The organism is Stenotrophomonas sp. JC08 (assembly GCF_052180205.1).
GTDB lineage: Bacteria > Pseudomonadota > Gammaproteobacteria > Xanthomonadales > Xanthomonadaceae > Stenotrophomonas.
Window position 1 is genome coordinate 2,795,562 of the sequence record NZ_CP197473.1, and the last position, 17,613, is coordinate 2,813,174.

17 protein-coding genes and 2 pseudogenes are annotated in these 17,613 nt (G+C 53.2%); 11 read left to right on the plus strand and 8 right to left on the minus strand.

What is annotated here, in order from left to right; all coding sequences use genetic code 11:
- Positions 1-229: 229 nt before the first annotated feature.
- From ACSBPQ_RS12790 to aph(3')-Ia, 5 genes are all read right to left on the minus strand, one after another.
- A complete protein-coding gene (locus tag ACSBPQ_RS12790; protein ID WP_000480968.1) occupies positions 230-1,066 on the minus strand; it encodes an aminoglycoside O-phosphotransferase APH(6)-Id in 837 nt (278 codons plus the stop codon).
- Positions 1,066-1,869, minus strand: coding sequence for an aminoglycoside O-phosphotransferase APH(3'')-Ib (gene aph(3'')-Ib, locus ACSBPQ_RS12795; RefSeq protein WP_001082319.1), 804 nt, complete (start codon positions 1,867-1,869; stop codon positions 1,066-1,068). Before aph(3'')-Ib ends, ACSBPQ_RS12790 begins: the two co-directional genes overlap by 1 nt.
- Positions 1,870-1,934: 65 nt before the next feature.
- Entirely contained in the window at positions 1,935-2,303 is a 369-nt protein-coding gene (locus ACSBPQ_RS12800) for a recombinase family protein (RefSeq protein WP_012360778.1), read from the minus strand.
- Between the two features lie 5 nt (positions 2,304-2,308).
- A complete protein-coding gene (locus tag ACSBPQ_RS12805) occupies positions 2,309-3,013 on the minus strand; it encodes an IS6-like element IS26 family transposase (protein ID WP_001067855.1) in 705 nt (234 codons plus the stop codon).
- 156 nt (positions 3,014-3,169) lie between these two features.
- Complete coding sequence (gene aph(3')-Ia / locus ACSBPQ_RS12810; protein ID WP_000018326.1) at positions 3,170-3,985, minus strand: aminoglycoside O-phosphotransferase APH(3')-Ia; 816 nt, start codon at positions 3,983-3,985, stop codon at positions 3,170-3,172.
- Positions 3,986-4,135: 150 nt separating this feature from the next.
- Here aph(3')-Ia and ACSBPQ_RS12815 point away from each other — a divergent pair, with 150 nt between their 5' ends.
- The 9 genes and pseudogenes from ACSBPQ_RS12815 to ACSBPQ_RS12855 all read left to right on the plus strand — a co-directional run bounded on the left by ACSBPQ_RS12815 (position 4,136) and on the right by ACSBPQ_RS12855 (position 12,302).
- On the plus strand, positions 4,136-4,840 hold the full coding sequence (locus ACSBPQ_RS12815) for an IS6-like element IS26 family transposase (RefSeq protein WP_001067855.1): 705 nt from the start codon (positions 4,136-4,138) through the stop codon (positions 4,838-4,840).
- Between the two features lie 448 nt (positions 4,841-5,288).
- The gene (msr(E), locus tag ACSBPQ_RS12820; protein ID WP_000052512.1) at positions 5,289-6,764 is read left to right on the plus strand and encodes an ABC-F type ribosomal protection protein Msr(E); all 1,476 of its coding nucleotides are present in this window, start codon (positions 5,289-5,291) and stop codon (positions 6,762-6,764) included.
- Positions 6,765-6,819: 55 nt separating this feature from the next.
- Positions 6,820-7,704, plus strand: coding sequence for an Mph(E) family macrolide 2'-phosphotransferase (locus ACSBPQ_RS12825; RefSeq protein WP_000155092.1), 885 nt, complete (start codon positions 6,820-6,822; stop codon positions 7,702-7,704).
- Between the two features lie 83 nt (positions 7,705-7,787).
- Positions 7,788-8,492, plus strand: coding sequence for an IS6-like element IS26 family transposase (locus ACSBPQ_RS12830; protein WP_001067855.1), 705 nt, complete (start codon positions 7,788-7,790; stop codon positions 8,490-8,492).
- 54 nt (positions 8,493-8,546) lie between these two features.
- Positions 8,547-8,876: pseudogene (locus tag ACSBPQ_RS12835) on the plus strand (transposase); the annotation flags it as partial.
- Positions 8,877-9,191: 315 nt separating this feature from the next.
- Positions 9,192-9,773: a macrolide resistance transcriptional regulator MphR(F) gene (gene mphR(F) / locus ACSBPQ_RS12840; RefSeq protein ID WP_021263609.1), complete on the plus strand. Its 582-nt coding sequence runs from the start codon at positions 9,192-9,194 to the stop codon at positions 9,771-9,773.
- A 52-nt stretch (positions 9,774-9,825) separates the two neighbouring features.
- Positions 9,826-10,725, plus strand: a complete 900-nt coding sequence (locus ACSBPQ_RS12845; protein WP_021263608.1) for an Mph(F) family macrolide 2'-phosphotransferase — start codon at positions 9,826-9,828, stop codon at positions 10,723-10,725.
- Positions 10,722-11,915 carry a macrolide resistance MFS transporter Mrx(F) gene (gene mrx(F), locus ACSBPQ_RS12850; protein ID WP_031943236.1) on the plus strand — a complete coding sequence of 398 codons (1,194 nt, stop codon included), beginning with the start codon at positions 10,722-10,724 and terminating at the stop codon, positions 11,913-11,915. Before ACSBPQ_RS12845 ends, mrx(F) begins: the two co-directional genes overlap by 4 nt.
- 33 nt (positions 11,916-11,948) lie before the next feature.
- Positions 11,949-12,302 (plus strand): nuclear transport factor 2 family protein, encoded by a 354-nt coding sequence (locus tag ACSBPQ_RS12855; protein WP_031943237.1) that lies wholly within the window; start codon positions 11,949-11,951, stop codon positions 12,300-12,302.
- A 143-nt stretch (positions 12,303-12,445) separates the two neighbouring features.
- Here ACSBPQ_RS12855 and ACSBPQ_RS12860 read toward each other — a convergent pair.
- Positions 12,446-12,954: pseudogene (locus tag ACSBPQ_RS12860) on the minus strand (IS5 family transposase); the annotation flags it as partial.
- 58 nt (positions 12,955-13,012) lie between these two features.
- Between ACSBPQ_RS12860 and ACSBPQ_RS12865 the strand changes: the two are divergent.
- Complete coding sequence (locus ACSBPQ_RS12865) at positions 13,013-13,717, plus strand: IS6-like element IS26 family transposase (RefSeq protein WP_001067855.1); 705 nt, start codon at positions 13,013-13,015, stop codon at positions 13,715-13,717.
- On the opposite strand, the gene ACSBPQ_RS12870 is transcribed toward ACSBPQ_RS12865, so the two are convergent.
- Positions 13,663-14,070, minus strand: a complete 408-nt coding sequence (locus ACSBPQ_RS12870; protein ID WP_012360777.1) for a recombinase family protein — start codon at positions 14,068-14,070, stop codon at positions 13,663-13,665. The two genes, ACSBPQ_RS12865 and ACSBPQ_RS12870, sit on opposite strands and share 55 nt — an antisense overlap.
- A 125-nt stretch (positions 14,071-14,195) precedes the next feature.
- On the opposite strand from ACSBPQ_RS12870, the gene ACSBPQ_RS12875 reads away from it, so the two are divergent.
- Positions 14,196-17,081, plus strand: coding sequence for a Tn3 family transposase (locus ACSBPQ_RS12875; protein WP_032494790.1), 2,886 nt, complete (start codon positions 14,196-14,198; stop codon positions 17,079-17,081).
- A gap of 117 nt (positions 17,082-17,198) precedes the next feature.
- On the opposite strand, the gene ACSBPQ_RS12880 is transcribed toward ACSBPQ_RS12875, so the two are convergent.
- Complete coding sequence (locus ACSBPQ_RS12880) at positions 17,199-17,603, minus strand: Mov34/MPN/PAD-1 family protein (protein WP_442682509.1); 405 nt, start codon at positions 17,601-17,603, stop codon at positions 17,199-17,201.
- Between the last annotated feature and the right edge of the window lie 10 nt (positions 17,604-17,613).

Genomic DNA, 17,613 nt, shown 5'->3' on the forward strand with positions numbered 1-17,613 from the left:
ATTTCATGAACTATTCGGAGGCTTGGAGTTCTACGCAGACCGTGTTCACGGGAGTTGGGCGTAGGTCGAGCCGGGTGCAAAGCGCTATCTAAGGCGAACAAATTTCTGACAAGCAGTCTTCTAGGGGTCGTTTGCGGGAGAGGGCGAAATCCTACGCTAAGGCTTTGGCCAACGATATTCTCCGGTAAGATTGATGTGTTCCCAGGGGATAGGAGAAGTCGCTTGATATCTAGTATGACGTCTGTCGCACCTGCTTGATCGCGGCCGCGATAGCTAGATCGCGTTGCTCCTCTTCTCCATCCGCGTTCCAAGCTGCGGAAAGGCACCCATAAGCGTACGCCTGGTCGAGCAGGCGACGCGGATCGACGTCCAGCGCACGAGAGAATGCGTCCGCCATCTGTGCAATGCGTCTAGGATCGAGACAAAGGTCGTCTCTGTCAGCCGGATCGTAGAACATATTGGCGGCGCCAAAGCCCACTTCACCGACCAGACCGACGGGATCTATCACCAGCCAGCCGCGACTGGAGAACATGATGTTTTCATGATGCAGATCGCCATGTAGCCCACGCAGTTCCGAGGCATTGCTCATCATTTGATCGGCTATAATCGCCGCGTGGACGTAGTCAGTTTGACAACCTGCGTTTTGATCATCGCGCGCCCGCTGAAACAAAGCTGCAAAGCGATCCCGGATCGGGAGAAGGGCAGAAGGCAGGGGTTCCTCAGATGCGGCATACAGCTTCGCCATTAGTTCCGCTGCAATTTCGGTCGCCTGGTAGTCGCCGTGCTCGGCAACGATGTGAGAGAGCATTCGCTCCCCGGCATATTCGAGCAACATCAGATTGTTCTCACGACCGAGCAACCGGACTGCTCCCCTCCCATTGCGCCATACCAGATAGTCGGCCCCGCGCAGTTCATCAGCAATGTCTTCTATAGGTTTCAATCCCTTGACGATTGCAGGAGTCCCGTCTGGCAATGAAACTTTCCAAACGAGGCTGGAAAAGGTGTCCGCAATGAGAACAGGTTGCGAAACGTGCCAATGAGCAGGAAAAACAGGCGGCATGAACATCAACCCCAAGTCAGAGGGTCCAATCGCAGATAGAAGGCAAGGCGTTCGCGGTCGGGGGCTTCGATCCCCAATACATTGAATAGGACAGCGAAGGCGCGCTCTGCTTCATCTGGCGCTGCCCAGTTCTCTTCGGCGTTAGCAATCATGAGTGCCAAATCGGCATAGCGATCTGCTGTTCCGAGCCGCCCAAGGTCGATCAGACCCGTGCATTGAAGAGTTTTAGGGTCCACCATGAAGTTCGGCATGCAGGGATCACCATGGCAAACAACCATATCGGTGCGCTCTTGGTCGAGCCGCACCGGTAGCTCTCGTTCGACACGAGCCAAAAGATCGAGCTGCGGCGTACTCTTGTCCTCGTCCGGTAAGAAGTCGGGATTGACGGCATTGCGGGACACCACATCAACGGCGCGTCCGAACATTCGCGACAGCCTGCGCTCAAACGGACATTGATCAACCGATAGGCTGTGAACAGCGCCAAGTTGCTGCCCCATTGACGGCCACGCTTTGAGCAAATCCGCTCCAGACAGATCAGCCGCCGGTACTCCCGGAATTGCCGTTATCACCAAGCATGCACCCTCCTGTTCCTCCTGCCAGTTGATCACCTCGGGGCAAGCCACACCTCGACCTTTGAGCCAAATGAGGCGGTCACGCTCTCCAGCGAGCTCACCGCGGCGGGAAGCAGGTGCGATTTTCGCGAAGGCATGCCCGTCACCACGTCGAAAAACAAAATCACCAGATTCTCCGCCTCTGACAGGCAACCAGTCAGAATGCGATTCACCAAAAAAAATATTAGTTCGATTCAATGGAGGTTCCTTCAGTTTTCTGATGAAGCGCGGAGGTGGCTCAACCTGCGAAAAGAAACGAGTTGCTACGTAAGTCCGAGAACATGCTTTCCATGGTCTCTGAGCTCGCCTTTGGGACCGACATATCGGTAGAGAGTGACGCGCTCGATGCCGAGTTCCTTGCAGAGATCGGAAACTGAAGTATCGCGCTGGGCCATGGCGGCTTGCGCGAGACGCACCTGAGCTTTGGTGAGCGCGAATTTTCGTCCGCCCTTGCGACCGCGCGCTCTCGCGGAGGCGAGACCCGCCATGGTGCGCTCTCGGATCAGATCCCGCTCGAACTCGGCCAAGGTGGCGAAGATTCCGAACACCATGCGACCGGACGCAGTCGTGGTGTCGATCTGAGCGGGCACTGTTGCAAAGTTAGCGATGAGGCAGCCTTTTGTCTTATTCAAAGGCCTTACATTTCAAAAACTCTGCTTACCAGGCGCATTTCGCCCAGGGGATCACCATAATAAAATGCTGAGGCCTGGCCTTTGCGTAGTGCACGCATCACCTCAATACCTTTGATGGTGGCGTAAGCCGTCTTCATGGATTTAAATCCCAGCGTGGCGCCGATTATCCGTTTCAGTTTGCCATGATCGCATTCAATCACGTTGTTCCGGTACTTAATCTGTCGGTGTTCAACGTCAGACGGGCACCGGCCTTCGCGTTTGAGCAGAGCAAGCGCGCGACCATAGGCGGGCGCTTTATCCGTGTTGATGAATCGTGGGATCTGCCACTTCTTCACGTTGTTGAGGATTTTACCCAGAAACCGGTATGCAGCTTTGCTGTTACGACGGGAGGAGAGATAAAAATCGACAGTGCGGCCCCGGCTGTCGACGGCCCGGTACAGATACGCCCAGCGGCCATTGACCTTCACGTAGGTTTCATCCATGTGCCACGGGCAAAGATCGGAAGGGTTACGCCAGTACCAGCGCAGCCGTTTTTCCATTTCAGGCGCATAACGCTGAACCCAGCGGTAAATCGTGGAGTGATCGACATTCACTCCGCGTTCAGCCAGCATCTCCTGCAGCTCACGGTAACTGATGCCGTATTTGCAGTACCAGCGTACGGCCCACAGAATGATGTCACGCTGAAAATGCCGGCCTTTGAATGGGTTCATGTGCAGCTCCATCAGCAAAAGGGGATGATAAGTTTATCACCACCGACTATTTGCAACAGTGCCCCGTCCGGATACTGCCAGATATCGGCGTCCAGGGAGATGTCCTGAAGCGCGGTGTCCGGAATTTCAGGTTTGTGTCTCTACAAAGACTAACTATCAGAAAAACTCATCGAGCATCAAATGAAACTGCAATTTATTCATATCAGGATTATCAATACCATATTTTTGAAAAAGCCGTTTCTGTAATGAAGGAGAAAACTCACCGAGGCAGTTCCATAGGATGGCAAGATCCTGGTATCGGTCTGCGATTCCGACTCGTCCAACATCAATACAACCTATTAATTTCCCCTCGTCAAAAATAAGGTTATCAAGTGAGAAATCACCATGAGTGACGACTGAATCCGGTGAGAATGGCAAAAGCTTATGCATTTCTTTCCAGACTTGTTCAACAGGCCAGCCATTACGCTCGTCATCAAAATCACTAGCATCAACCAAACCGTTATTCATTCGTGATTGCGCCTGAGCGAGACGAAATACGCGATCGCTGTTAAAAGGACAATTACAAACAGGAATCGAATGCAACCGGCGCAGGAACACTGCCAGCGCATCAACAATATTTTCACCTGAATCAGGATATTCTTCTAATACCTGGAATGCTGTTTTCCCGGGGATCGCAGTGGTGAGTAACCATGCATCATCAGGAGTACGGATAAAATGCTTGATGGTCGGAAGAGGCATAAATGCCGTCAGCCAGTTTAGTCTGACCATCTCATCTGTAACATCATTGGCAACGCTACCTTTGCCATGTTTCAGAAACAACTCTGGCGCATTGGGCTTCCCATACAATCGATAGATTGTCGCACCTGATTGCCCGACATTATCGCGAGCCCATCTATACCCATATAAATCAGCATCCAGGTTGGAATTTAATCGCGGCCTCGAGCAAGACGTTTCCCGTTGAATATGGCTCATAACACCCCTTGTATTACTGTTTATGTAAGCAGACAGTTTTATTGTTCATGATGATATATTTTTATCTTGTGCAATATAACATGGGTTGGCACTGTTGCAAATAGTCGGTGGTGATAAACTTATCATCCCCTTTTGCTGATGGAGCTGCACATGAACCCATTCAAAGGCCGGCATTTTCAGCGTGACATCATTCTGTGGGCCGTACGCTGGTACTGCAAATACGGCATCAGTTACCGTGAGCTGCAGGAGATGCTGGCTGAACGCGGAGTGAATGTCGATCACTCCACGATTTACCGCTGGGTTCAGCGTTATGCGCCTGAAATGGAAAAACGGCTGCGCTGGTACTGGCGTAACCCTTCCGATCTTTGCCCGTGGCACATGGATGAAACCTACGTGAAGGTCAATGGCCGCTGGGCGTATCTGTACCGGGCCGTCGACAGCCGGGGCCGCACTGTCGATTTTTATCTCTCCTCCCGTCGTAACAGCAAAGCTGCATACCGGTTTCTGGGTAAAATCCTCAACAACGTGAAGAAGTGGCAGATCCCGCGATTCATCAACACGGATAAAGCGCCCGCCTATGGTCGCGCGCTTGCTCTGCTCAAACGCGAAGGCCGGTGCCCGTCTGACGTTGAACACCGACAGATTAAGTACCGGAACAACGTGATTGAATGCGATCATGGCAAACTGAAACGGATAATCGGCGCCACGCTGGGATTTAAATCCATGAAGACGGCTTACGCCACCATCAAAGGTATTGAGGTGATGCGTGCACTACGCAAAGGCCAGGCCTCAGCATTTTATTATGGTGATCCCCTGGGCGAAATGCGCCTGGTAAGCAGAGTTTTTGAAATGTAAGGCCTTTGAATAAGACAAAAGGCTGCCTCATCGCTAACTTTGCAACAGTGCCTAAAATAAGCCTTATATCCAAGCATAAAACAAGGTTGTCTAGACTTCTTTTAACAGTAAAGTTATCATAAAACTGAATTTTATTTTTTAGGTAAGTTTATGCATTCTATCCGCATTCGTTAAGACACAACTATTTGCATAGTGACACTATTTTATAATGGTGGGCTTTTGTTGTGTCTTTAAGAATATATGCGGATATATAAAGTAAAAGTATGCTTAATTTATAAGTATGCTTTTAGTGCATAGTTTCCAGTTATAACTTAATTGACTAGCTATTTGTCCACCCTGTGGATGAATAGCTTTTTTTTGGGAGGACACTGTGATGCTAGCTTTTGTTTTCACCTAAATCCTGTTTGCTGCATAAAAAATTTCAAGAGCTAAACAGGAGTAAATAAAAATGAGTTTAATTATTAAAGCGAGAAACATACGCTTGGATTATGCTGGGCGTGATGTTTTGGATATTGATGAATTGGAAATTCACTCTTATGACCGTATTGGTCTTGTGGGTGATAACGGAGCAGGAAAGAGTAGTTTACTCAAAGTACTTAATGGCGAAATTGTTTTAGCCGAAGCGACATTACAGCGTTTTGGTGATTTTGCACATATCAGCCAACTGGGCGGAATCGAAATAGAAACGGTCGAAGACCGGGCAATGTTATCTCGCCTTGGTGTTTCCAATGTACAAAACGACACAATGAGTGGCGGAGAGGAAACTCGTGCAAAAATTGCTGCCGCATTTTCCCAACAAGTACATGGCATTCTAGCGGATGAACCAACCAGCCACCTTGATCTCAATGGAATAGATCTACTTATTGGTCAACTTAAAGCATTTGATGGAGCATTACTTGTTATCAGTCATGACCGATATTTTCTTGATATGGTTGTAGACAAGATATGGGAGTTAAAAGACGGTAAAATTACGGAATATTGGGGTGGTTACTCGGATTACTTGCGTCAAAAAGAAGAAGAGCGACAACACCAAGCCGTAGAATATGAGCTGATGATGAAGGAACGGGAGCGATTAGAATCTGCTGTGCAAGAAAAACGCCAGCAAGCTAATCGATTAGACAATAAGAAAAAAGGAGAAAAATCCAAAAACTCTACCGAAAGTGCTGGACGACTTGGGCATGCAAAAATGACTGGCACCAAGCAAAGAAAACTGTATCAGGCAGCTAAGAGTATGGAAAAGCGTTTGGCTGCATTAGAAGATATTCAAGCACCAGAGCATTTGCGTTCTATTCGTTTTCGTCAAAGTTCAGCCCTAGAACTGCACAATAAGTTCCCGATTACGGCAGATGGTCTGAGCTTAAAATTTGGTAGCCGTACTATCTTTGATGACGCTAACTTTATAATACCGCTTGGCGCTAAAGTCGCTATAACTGGATCGAATGGAACAGGGAAAACGTCCTTGTTAAAAATGATATCAGAACGTGCTGATGGATTAACCATATCTCCAAAAGCTGAAATTGGCTACTTTACACAAACAGGATATAAATTTAACACGCATAAATCTGTGCTCTCCTTTATGCAGGAAGAGTGCGAGTACACAGTTGCGGAAATTCGTGCAGTATTGGCTTCAATGGGGATCGGAGCGAATGATATTCAAAAAAACTTATCCGACTTATCGGGAGGTGAAATCATCAAACTGCTTTTATCCAAAATGCTTTTAGGAAAATATAATATTTTGCTTATGGATGAACCAGGAAACTATCTTGACCTAAAAAGTATTGCCGCATTAGAAACAATGATGAAGTCCTATGCAGGAACTATTATCTTCGTATCTCATGACAAGCAATTGGTCGATAATATTGCTGACATTATCTACGAGATCAAAGACCACAAAATCATCAAGACTTTTGAGAGAGATTGTTAATGATAGCCAATCTAATCCGAACATTAATTATTGAACTCTTTAAAGGAAATTAAAAATGACAATTCAAGATATTCAATCACTTGCTGAAGCACACGGCTTGTTGCTTACGGACAAAATGAATTTCAATGAAATGGGCATTGATTTTAAGGTCGTTTTTGCTCTTGATACAAAGGGGCAACAATGGTTGCTGCGTATTCCTCGTCGTGATGGCATGAGGGAACAAATCAAGAAAGAAAAACGCATTTTAGAATTGGTAAAAAAACATCTTTCTGTAGAGGTTCCTGATTGGAGAATTTCATCTACAGAATTAGTGGCTTATCCCATACTTAAAGATAATCCTGTTTTAAATTTGGATGCTGAAACCTATGAAATAATTTGGAATATGGACAAAGATAGCCCGAAATACATAACATCTTTGGCAAAAACCTTATTTGAAATCCATAGTATTCCTGAAAAAGAAGTTCGGGAAAATGATTTGAAAATTATGAAACCTTCAGATTTAAGACCTGAAATAGCAAACAATTTGCAGTTAGTAAAATCTGAAATTGGTATAAGTGAGCAATTGGAAACCCGCTACAGAAAATGGTTGGATAATGATGTTCTATGGGCAGATTTCACCCAATTTATACATGGCGATTTATATGCTGGGCATGTACTAGCTTCAAAGGATGGAGCTGTTTCAGGCGTTATTGATTGGTCAACAGCCCATATAGATGACCCAGCGATTGATTTTGCTGGGCATGTAACTTTGTTTGGAGAAGAAAGCCTCAAAACTCTAATCATCGAGTATGAAAAACTAGGGGGTAAAGTTTGGAATAAACTATATGAACAGACTTTAGAAAGAGCAGCGGCCTCTCCTTTGATGTATGGTTTATTTGCCTTAGAAACTCAAAATGAAAGCCTTATCGTTGGAGCAAAAGCTCAGTTGGGAGTTATATAATTTAAAAATATGATTGCTGAGGCACTGTTGCAAATAGTCGGTGGTGATAAACTTATCATCCCCTTTTGCTGATGGAGCTGCACATGAACCCATTCAAAGGCCGGCATTTTCAGCGTGACATCATTCTGTGGGCCGTACGCTGGTACTGCAAATACGGCATCAGTTACCGTGAGCTGCAGGAGATGCTGGCTGAACGCGGAGTGAATGTCGATCACTCCACGATTTACCGCTGGGTTCAGCGTTATGCGCCTGAAATGGAAAAACGGCTGCGCTGGTACTGGCGTAACCCTTCCGATCTTTGCCCGTGGCACATGGATGAAACCTACGTGAAGGTCAATGGCCGCTGGGCGTATCTGTACCGGGCCGTCGACAGCCGGGGCCGCACTGTCGATTTTTATCTCTCCTCCCGTCGTAACAGCAAAGCTGCATACCGGTTTCTGGGTAAAATCCTCAACAACGTGAAGAAGTGGCAGATCCCGCGATTCATCAACACGGATAAAGCGCCCGCCTATGGTCGCGCGCTTGCTCTGCTCAAACGCGAAGGCCGGTGCCCGTCTGACGTTGAACACCGACAGATTAAGTACCGGAACAACGTGATTGAATGCGATCATGGCAAACTGAAACGGATAATCGGCGCCACGCTGGGATTTAAATCCATGAAGACGGCTTACGCCACCATCAAAGGTATTGAGGTGATGCGTGCACTACGCAAAGGCCAGGCCTCAGCATTTTATTATGGTGATCCCCTGGGCGAAATGCGCCTGGTAAGCAGAGTTTTTGAAATGTAAGGCCTTTGAATAAGACAAAAGGCTGCCTCATCGCTAACTTTGCAACAGTGCCCGTCAGACTATCTCGGCTTCGATCTGGTGATGGCGGATAATCTGCCCCGCCCGAGTGTGCTGCTCGCGGATCGCGGCTACGATGCAGACAAGATCAGAGACGGCATGGAGGGGCGCAACGTCCTGCCCGTGATACCGATGCGCAAGTCTCGCAAGAAGCGGATTGGTGTCGATCGCTCCCTGTATCGCCTGCGTAATCTGGTCGAACGCTGCTTCAACAAACTCAAAAACGCCAGGCGTGTCGCGACCCGCTACGACAAAACCGCGGAAAGCTTCCTCGGCTTCATTGACATCACGTCGATCCGTCTCTGGATCCGCCATTTGTCAACATGACCTAGAATTTCTTAGAGTTTTAGCCGAATTCATAGGTAGCTGGCGGGCGCGAAGTTTGGCGCGGTGTGAGCTCTTCTATGCGAGCGATAGGCTTCTCAGTGACATCGGAACAATGCGCGATACAGCAGGCGATTACACCGCTCGGCGCCCGTAAAACGCCAGTTTCGTTCAACAAATCGTCGACCCCCGCAAATCAACTGGACCGCCCCAGCCTTGAAATGGAAATCACCGTAGCGCCCGCTTCTCAAATACCTCAATTGTAACTGACGCGACAGTTATATAGAGTTTGCGCATTCCAACAGTCGGGGTGATTGCGTGCCGAGACCCAAAACCGTCGATGACAATACCGTCCTTGATGCGGCTCTGAAGATCATGTTGCGCCCTCAACGTGAGGCGTTCACCCTGTCTGACGTTGCCACGGAAGTAGGCCTCAGCCGAGCCGCCTTGATTCAACGCTTCCAGAATCGCGACGGCCTGCAACTGCGGGTCGCAGAACGCGGGCTCCAGATGCTCGAAGAGTACTTGCAAGAGGCGCCCTCTCATCAGGGTGTCGATGACGTCTGGACTTTCCTTCGTACTCTCGTGAATTCGATGGGTAGCGACGACCGGTTGCCATCTCTGCTGATGATGCTGCGCGACGACATGGTAGACAAGGAACTCAATACCATTGCCAAGGCCAGGAACCGCCTTATCAGAAACGCCATCTCGGAGCGACTGCCCGACGCTTCCGAGGGGCAAAATGATATGCTGGCAAGTCTTATCCAGGCCACCATGCAGGGCGCAGCACTTCAGGCGGGTGTGGACAGCCCAAGCGAACTCAAACGGCATATCCTCGATCACATACGGCTTCAGCTGGACCTGATCTTTCCCGGCAATGGCATTGCGCCAAACGATTGACAATTGCTCCATCAGTTTATAACATACGCGCAAGTTATAAATGAGATATGCGATGCTGCACGACACGGACCGAATACTGAAGCTGGCCAGGGAGGCAGGCTTGGAGCTTGCGCCCGGTTCCCTTAGGCTCAACGAAATGGGCCTCGATTTCCAAGTTGCTTTCGGCAGGGATGGGGACGCTGTAGAGTGGGTTTTGCGGATGCCGCGCCGGACGGACGTGGCATGTGCGGCAGTCAAGGAAGCGAAGATACTCGACTATTTCCGCAGTCGGCTGCCAGTCGCTGTGCCGGACTGGAAGGTCTTTAGCGATGATCTCATCGCCTACCCCTCCCTGCCGGGCAATCCGGGGCTGACATTTGACGCCTCGACCTATGAGACGACCTGGCACTTTGACCAGAATTCTCCGGTCTATGTTGAAACGCTGGGCGCGGCGCTCGCGCAATTGCATGGGCTCGACACCGACGATGCAATTAGCGCGGGGCTAAGCAATCTCAGTATCGATGCCGTACGAGAGAACTGGACGCGCGATCTCGAAACTGTCGAGAAAAGCTTTGAGGTACCGGCAGCAAGACTTGCCCTCTGGCGCGCTTGGCTTGCTGACTTGTCATTCTGGCCTACCCATGCCGCCTCAGTGCACGGCGATCTTTATGTCGGGCATGTCATGGTCAAATCGGACGGTACTGTCTGCGGGATAATCGACTGGAGTGAGGCTCATATCGGCGATCCTGGAATCGATCTGGCTGGACATCTCAAGGTGTTCGGCGAAGCTAGCCTGCGCGACCTCCTCGGTCACTACGAGGCGGCGGGGGGACAAACCTGGCCGCGTATAGTTGAGCATTGCAAGATGCTGCAGAGCGCCGAGGGCATCCGATATGCTATGTTCGCCCTTAAGACGGGCAGCGCAGAGCATCTGGAGGGTGCCCAGGGGCTTTTGTCGGCGCCAGGGATTTGACGCTCCGTCGGTCCGCGGCCCCGCTCCTGGGTGTACTTGCCGCAGGGTGCCTGTTTCGCCTGGGCAATGCGTTTGCCGCCGTCGCCCTGCCGTGGTTGGTACTCGATCTCAGCGGCAGCGGGCTCTGGGCCGGAGCGATTGCAAGCGCGAGCCTTATTGCTTTGGTTATCGGCGCTTTTTTCGGAGGGGCGCTGATCGATCGGCATGGCGCGCGCAGGGTCGCGATCATCGCGGGATTGGCGAGCGCTGTCTGCGTGGGTGCGGTTCCTGCCATAGTGCAGCTCGGGCCTGAAGCGCTGCCTTTCATCGCCGTGCTGGTGGCTGCGGGCGCGCTGCTCGACAGCCCCGGCATGACGGCGCAAGATAATCGCATTCCAGAACTGGCGCGGCTTGGCCAGATCCCGCTGGCGCGTGCCGTTTCGCTCAAGTCGCTGATCGGCAATGCGTCCTTCGTGGCCGGTCCGGCCCTTGCTGGTATCTCTATCGGCTTTGGCGGTGCGAGCGTGGCCCTGGTCATCGCCTTCACATGCAGCATGCTTTCGGCGCTTCTGATTGCCGTCTGGCTCCCAGAGGCGCGCCGACGCACTAAGCGTAATGATGGCGGCATGCTCTCGGCGTTCGGCTTTATATTTCGCGCTCCTCCGCTCGCCTATCTGACGTTGCTTGTCATGGTGGTGGTGGGTTTTACCAGCACTACTACGAGCGTGCTGCTACCCTCCCTTTTTCATCAGGCTGCCAGAGCGCCTCAGGAATTCGGTTTGGCCGCTTCCTCGATCGGCGCCGGATCGCTCTGCGGTGCCTTGCTGCTGACGATCTTTCCAAAGCTGGCCGGGCAGTTCACTGCACTTCTCGTGATTGTCGCGTCATTGGCAATGGTGCCGGTGGCGCTTCTTCCGCCTCTCCCAGCCATCCTCCCGTTGGCCTTCATCTATGGGCTTCTGCTGGCCCCTTTGGGTGTCGCCCTGAACACTATGCTCTTCATCCAAGCGCCTCAGCATCTGCGCGGACGGGTGCAAAGCGCGAGTGCAGTTCTGACTTTGGCGGCAGGGATACCAATTGCCCTCCTAACGGGTCTCCTGGTCGAGACGCTGGGAAGTGGCATGGCGCTGATGGCCTGCATGCTGGCTACGGCGTTGGCTACCATGTGTACGCAGTTGTGGTCGCGGTCCGCGGACGCCGGGCCGCGCTGAGCCTCAATTCCCTCGGCATAAGGAGAAACCGACATGCATGCAGCACTGAAAGAGCAGATTGCCGGGTTGGAGCGTAGGCTCTGGCTGGAAGGCTCCGAGGCTTTCGATAAGATCATGGCACCGGAGTGTTTCATGGTTTTTCCAAAGCCGATCGGTATTTTGACACGGCAGGAAATTTTGGCCAGCCTCGGAAATTTCGCCCGCTGGGACGAGGTCACAATTGAGGGGGGGCATTGGCAACTGCCGACAGAAAATGTCGTCGTTTTCAGCTACGAGGCGCAGGCGAAGCGGGGTGAACAGCCTTACGCCGCATTTTGCTCATCTACCTATGTGTTTATCGGGCAAGTATGGCGTATCGTGCTGCACCAACATACCGTCGGTGGCTAGGATTGGACCAATCTGGCAGCTGGTGGCACCGCGACATCGAGATGCTCGAGCACTGCAATGTTTTCAAAACCGGCAATCAGGGGAGTGGCTTCCTCGATTGCCCGGCTTACCAGTTCGGTGCGGAGAGAGGCTTCTTGGCTAGGTCATGTTGACAAATGGCGGATCCAGAGACGGATCGACGTGATGTCAATGAAGCCGAGGAAGCTTTCCGCGGTTTTGTCGTAGCGGGTCGCGACACGCCTGGCGTTTTTGAGTTTGTTGAAGCAGCGTTCGACCAGATTACGCAGGCGATACAGGGAGCGATCGACACCAATCCGCTTCTTGCGAGACTTGCGCATCGGTATCACGGGCAGGACGTTGCGCCCCTCCATGCCGTCTCTGATCTTGTCTGCATCGTAGCCGCGATCCGCGAGCAGCACACTCGGGCGGGGCAGATTATCCGCCATCACCAGATCGAAGCCGAGATAGTCTGACGTCTGGCCTGGCGTAATCTCTGCCCTCATGGGAAGCCCGTGTGCATTGACGAGGAGGTGGATTTTGGTCGTAAAGCCACCTCGAGAACGGCCGAAACCCTGTCGCGGAGTCCCCCTTTAGCGCCCGCTGCCTGATGGTGGGCGCGGATCACGGTGCTGTCGATCATCTGCAGGGGCACTGTTGCAAATAGTCGGTGGTGATAAACTTATCATCCCCTTTTGCTGATGGAGCTGCACATGAACCCATTCAAAGGCCGGCATTTTCAGCGTGACATCATTCTGTGGGCCGTACGCTGGTACTGCAAATACGGCATCAGTTACCGTGAGCTGCAGGAGATGCTGGCTGAACGCGGAGTGAATGTCGATCACTCCACGATTTACCGCTGGGTTCAGCGTTATGCGCCTGAAATGGAAAAACGGCTGCGCTGGTACTGGCGTAACCCTTCCGATCTTTGCCCGTGGCACATGGATGAAACCTACGTGAAGGTCAATGGCCGCTGGGCGTATCTGTACCGGGCCGTCGACAGCCGGGGCCGCACTGTCGATTTTTATCTCTCCTCCCGTCGTAACAGCAAAGCTGCATACCGGTTTCTGGGTAAAATCCTCAACAACGTGAAGAAGTGGCAGATCCCGCGATTCATCAACACGGATAAAGCGCCCGCCTATGGTCGCGCGCTTGCTCTGCTCAAACGCGAAGGCCGGTGCCCGTCTGACGTTGAACACCGACAGATTAAGTACCGGAACAACGTGATTGAATGCGATCATGGCAAACTGAAACGGATAATCGGCGCCACGCTGGGATTTAAATCCATGAAGACGGCTTACGCCACCATCAAAGGTATTGAGGTGATGCGTGCACTACGCAAAGGCCAGGCCTCAGCATTTTATTATGGTGATCCCCTGGGCGAAATGCGCCTGGTAAGCAGAGTTTTTGAAATGTAAGGCCTTTGAATAAGACAAAAGGCTGCCTCATCGCTAACTTTGCAACAGTGCCTCTGAGCGCCCTTTCCAGTCAGAACCCGCAGGCCGATCTTGCGGTCTGACAGCTCCTTCACCGTGTTGACCAGATGGGCAAGCGATCGTCCGAGGCGATCGAGCTTCCAGACCACCAGCACATCGCCGTCACGCAATGACTTGAGGCAGGCAGTCAAGCCAGGGCGATCATCACGACCGCCGGAAGCAAGATCATCATAGATATTGTCCCGTTCGACACCTGCGGCGCGCAAGGCGTCGTGCTGCAGGTCGAGAGACTGCGAGCCATCGGCTTTGGAGACGCGGGCATATCCGATCAGCATGTATCACAAACGTTGGTTTGAGGCGGCGCTTCGGCCACGATTGCATTGACCTCTGGAAATGTATCTCAACCAGCTTCATAAACAAAGCGTCTTGAACGCTATCAGATTTTGAAAAAGGAACATGTATGCCGCGTCGCGTCACTCTAACCGATCGGCAGAAAGACGCGCTGTTGCGCTTGCCGACTTCACAGACGGATTTGCTCAAGCACTATACGCTGAGTGATGAAGACTTTGGGCATATCAGGCTGCGTCGGCGCGCTCACAACAGGTTCGGCTTCGCCCTGCAATTGTGTGTCCTGCGCTATCCCGGCCGGGTGCTGGCTCCAGGCGAACTGATCCCTGCAGAGGTCATCGAATTTATCGGAGCGCAGCTTGGCCTGGGTGCCGACGATCTCGTAGACTATGCTGCCCGCGAGGAAACACGGCACGAGCATCTTGCCGAGTTACGGGGGCTCTACGGCTTCCGCACCTTCTCCGGACGTGGTGCGAGCGAGCTGAAGGAATGGTTGTTCCGAGAAGCCGAGATGGCGGTGTCGAACGAGGATATCGCCCGTCGCTTCGTAGCCGAGTGCCGACGCACCCGCACTGTCCTTCCCGCGACATCCACGATCGAGCGGCTTTGTGCCGCGGCTCTCGTCGATGCCGAGCGACGCATCGAGACGAGGATCGCCAGTCGGCTGCCTATGTCGATCCGAGAACAGTTGCTGGCATTGCTCGAGGAGACGGCTGATGATCGGGTGACCCGTTTTGTGTGGCTGCGCCAGTTCGAGCCTGGCTCGAACTCTTCGTCGGCCAACCGGCTGCTCGACCGGCTCGAATATCTGCAACGCGTCGATCTCCCCGAGGATCTGCTTGCCGGCGTTCCTGCCCATCGGGTGACTCGTCTGCGCAGGCAGGGTGAACGGTATTATGCCGACGGCATGCGCGATCTCCCGGAGGACAGGCGGCTTGCGATCTTGGCTGTTTGCGTCTCGGAATGGCAGGCGATGTTGGCCGACGCAGTGGTCGAAACCCACGACCGGATCGTCGGCCGTCTCTACCGTGCTTCGGAGCGTATTTGCCATGCAAAGGTCGCAGACGAAGCGGGGGTGGTGCGTGACACCCTGAAATCCTTCGCCGAGATCGGGGGCGCCCTGGTCGATGCACAGGATGATGGCCAGCCGCTGGGCGATGTCATCGCGAGTGGGTCAGGGTGGGACGGCTTAAAAACCCTTGTTGCAATGGCAACCAGGCTGACCGCCACCATGGCCGACGATCCGCTCAATCATGTGCTCGACGGTTATCACCGCTTCCGCCGATACGCTCCACGCATGTTGCGCCTGCTCGATCTGCGAGCTGCGCCCGTTGCACTGCCGCTTCTGGAAGCGGTGACGGCCCTTCGTACCGGTTTGAACGATGCCGCGATGACCAGCTTCTTGCGGCCCAGCTCGAAATGGCATCGCCACCTTCGGGCCCAGAGGGCTGGCGACGCTCGCCTATGGGAGATCGCGGTGCTGTTCCATCTGCGCGATGCGTTCCGCTCCGGAGATGTCTGGCTTACTAGGTCCCGGCGCTATGGCGATCTGAAACACGCACTCGTTCCGGCACAATCCATCGCGGAAGGCGGTCGTCTCGCTGTGCCATTGCGGCCGGAGGAATGGCTGGCAGACCGGCAAGCTCGCCTCGACATGCGGTTGCGCGAGCTTGGCCGTGCCGCTCGCGCAGGCACGATCCCGGGCGGGTCGATTGAAAACGGCGTTCTGCATATCGAGAAACTCGAAGCCGCCGCGCCGACAGGCGCCGAAGATCTGGTGCTCGATCTCTACAAGCAGATCCCGCCCACGCGCATCACCGATCTCCTGCTGGAGGTGGATGCGGCGACCGGCTTCACCGAAGCGTTCACCCATCTGCGCACAGGAGCACCCTGCGCTGACCGGATCGGGCTAATGAACGTTATCTTGGCGGAAGGGATCAACCTCGGCTTGCGCAAAATGGCGGATGCGACAAACACCCACACCTTCTGGGAATTGATCCGCATTGGACGGTGGCATGTCGAGGGCGAAGCCTATGACCGGGCGCTGGCCATGGTGGTCGAGGCACAGGCAGCGTTACCCATGGCCCGGTTCTGGGGCATGGGCACGTCGGCTTCGAGCGACGGACAGTTCTTCGTCGCTACAGAGCAAGGTGAGGCCATGAACCTGGTCAACGCGAAATATGGCAATACCCCGGGCCTGAAAGCCTATAGCCACGTCTCCGACCAATATGCGCCGTTCGCAACCCAGGTGATTCCTGCAACGGCAAGCGAAGCGCCTTACATCCTCGATGGCCTGCTGATGAACGATGCTGGACGCCATATCCGCGAGCAGTTCACCGACACGGGCGGCTTCACCGATCACGTCTTTGCCGCATGTGCCATTCTCGGCTACCGGTTCGCTCCGCGCATCCGCGACCTGCCATCCAAACGGCTCTACGCGTTCAATCCGTCGGCCGCCCCGGCGCACCTGCGAGCGTTGATCGGCGGAAAGGTCAACCAAGCCATGATCGAGCGCAATTGGCCCGACATCCTGCGCATCGCCGCCACCATTGCTGCCGGGACCGTCGCGCCAAGCCAGATTCTGCGGAAACTCGCCTCCTATCCGCGGCAGAACGAGCTCGCGACAGCCCTGCGGGAAGTCGGTCGCGTCGAGCGCACCCTGTTCATGATCGACTGGATTCTGGATGCCGAACTCCAACGGCGTGCCCAGATCGGGCTCAACAAAGGCGAAGCTCATCATGCGCTGAAGCGGGCAATCAGCTTCCACCGCCGCGGTGAAATCCGCGACCGTTCCGCCGAAGGCCAGCATTACCGCATCGCCGGCATGAATCTGCTCGCCGCCATCATCATCTTCTGGAACACCATGAAGCTCGGCGAGGTCGTTGCAAACCAGAAACGCGATGGAAAGCTGCTATCGCCCGATCTCTTGGCCCATGTTTCGCCGCTCGGATGGGAACACATCAATCTCACCGGAGAATATCGCTGGCCAAAGCCTTAGCGTAGGATTCCGCCCCCTCCCGCAAACGACCCCTTCTACGTTTCGTTGAGCAAGCCCTATCGGTCTCGGTTGGCGTGACAGAAGGATGGGTTGGGTAGAGCAATTTCTACTTGCCCTCTACTCAAGCTGGACCTGCCTCACTACGCCAGCAGACCCAACACCGGCCCATATCGTCTGGGTGCCGACGACTAGAAAGACCATCTTTTGGGGGTTGGGTCCAGCAAGAATCTTCTTCCACTCAACCAGGTCAGTGTCCGAAGGCGCAGGGTGAACCTGAGGATGGGTGTGCCACTCACCCAGGTAATCACCTGTGCCTGAAGAGGATGACCAATGCTCCAAGGCCGCAGCTTGATGACCCTCAGCGGCACGCTCAAATGAAGTGCGTGAGCAACGATCATGGATCGTTGGTGTGGTCGCTTTGGTCACATGCAGATGAGCACCACGTCGGTACCCCAGCAATACTCCTCCCGATTCCGGTGCATCAATGCCTCGTTGGCAGAATCCACGAATGAGCTCAACCACCTCCGCCTGA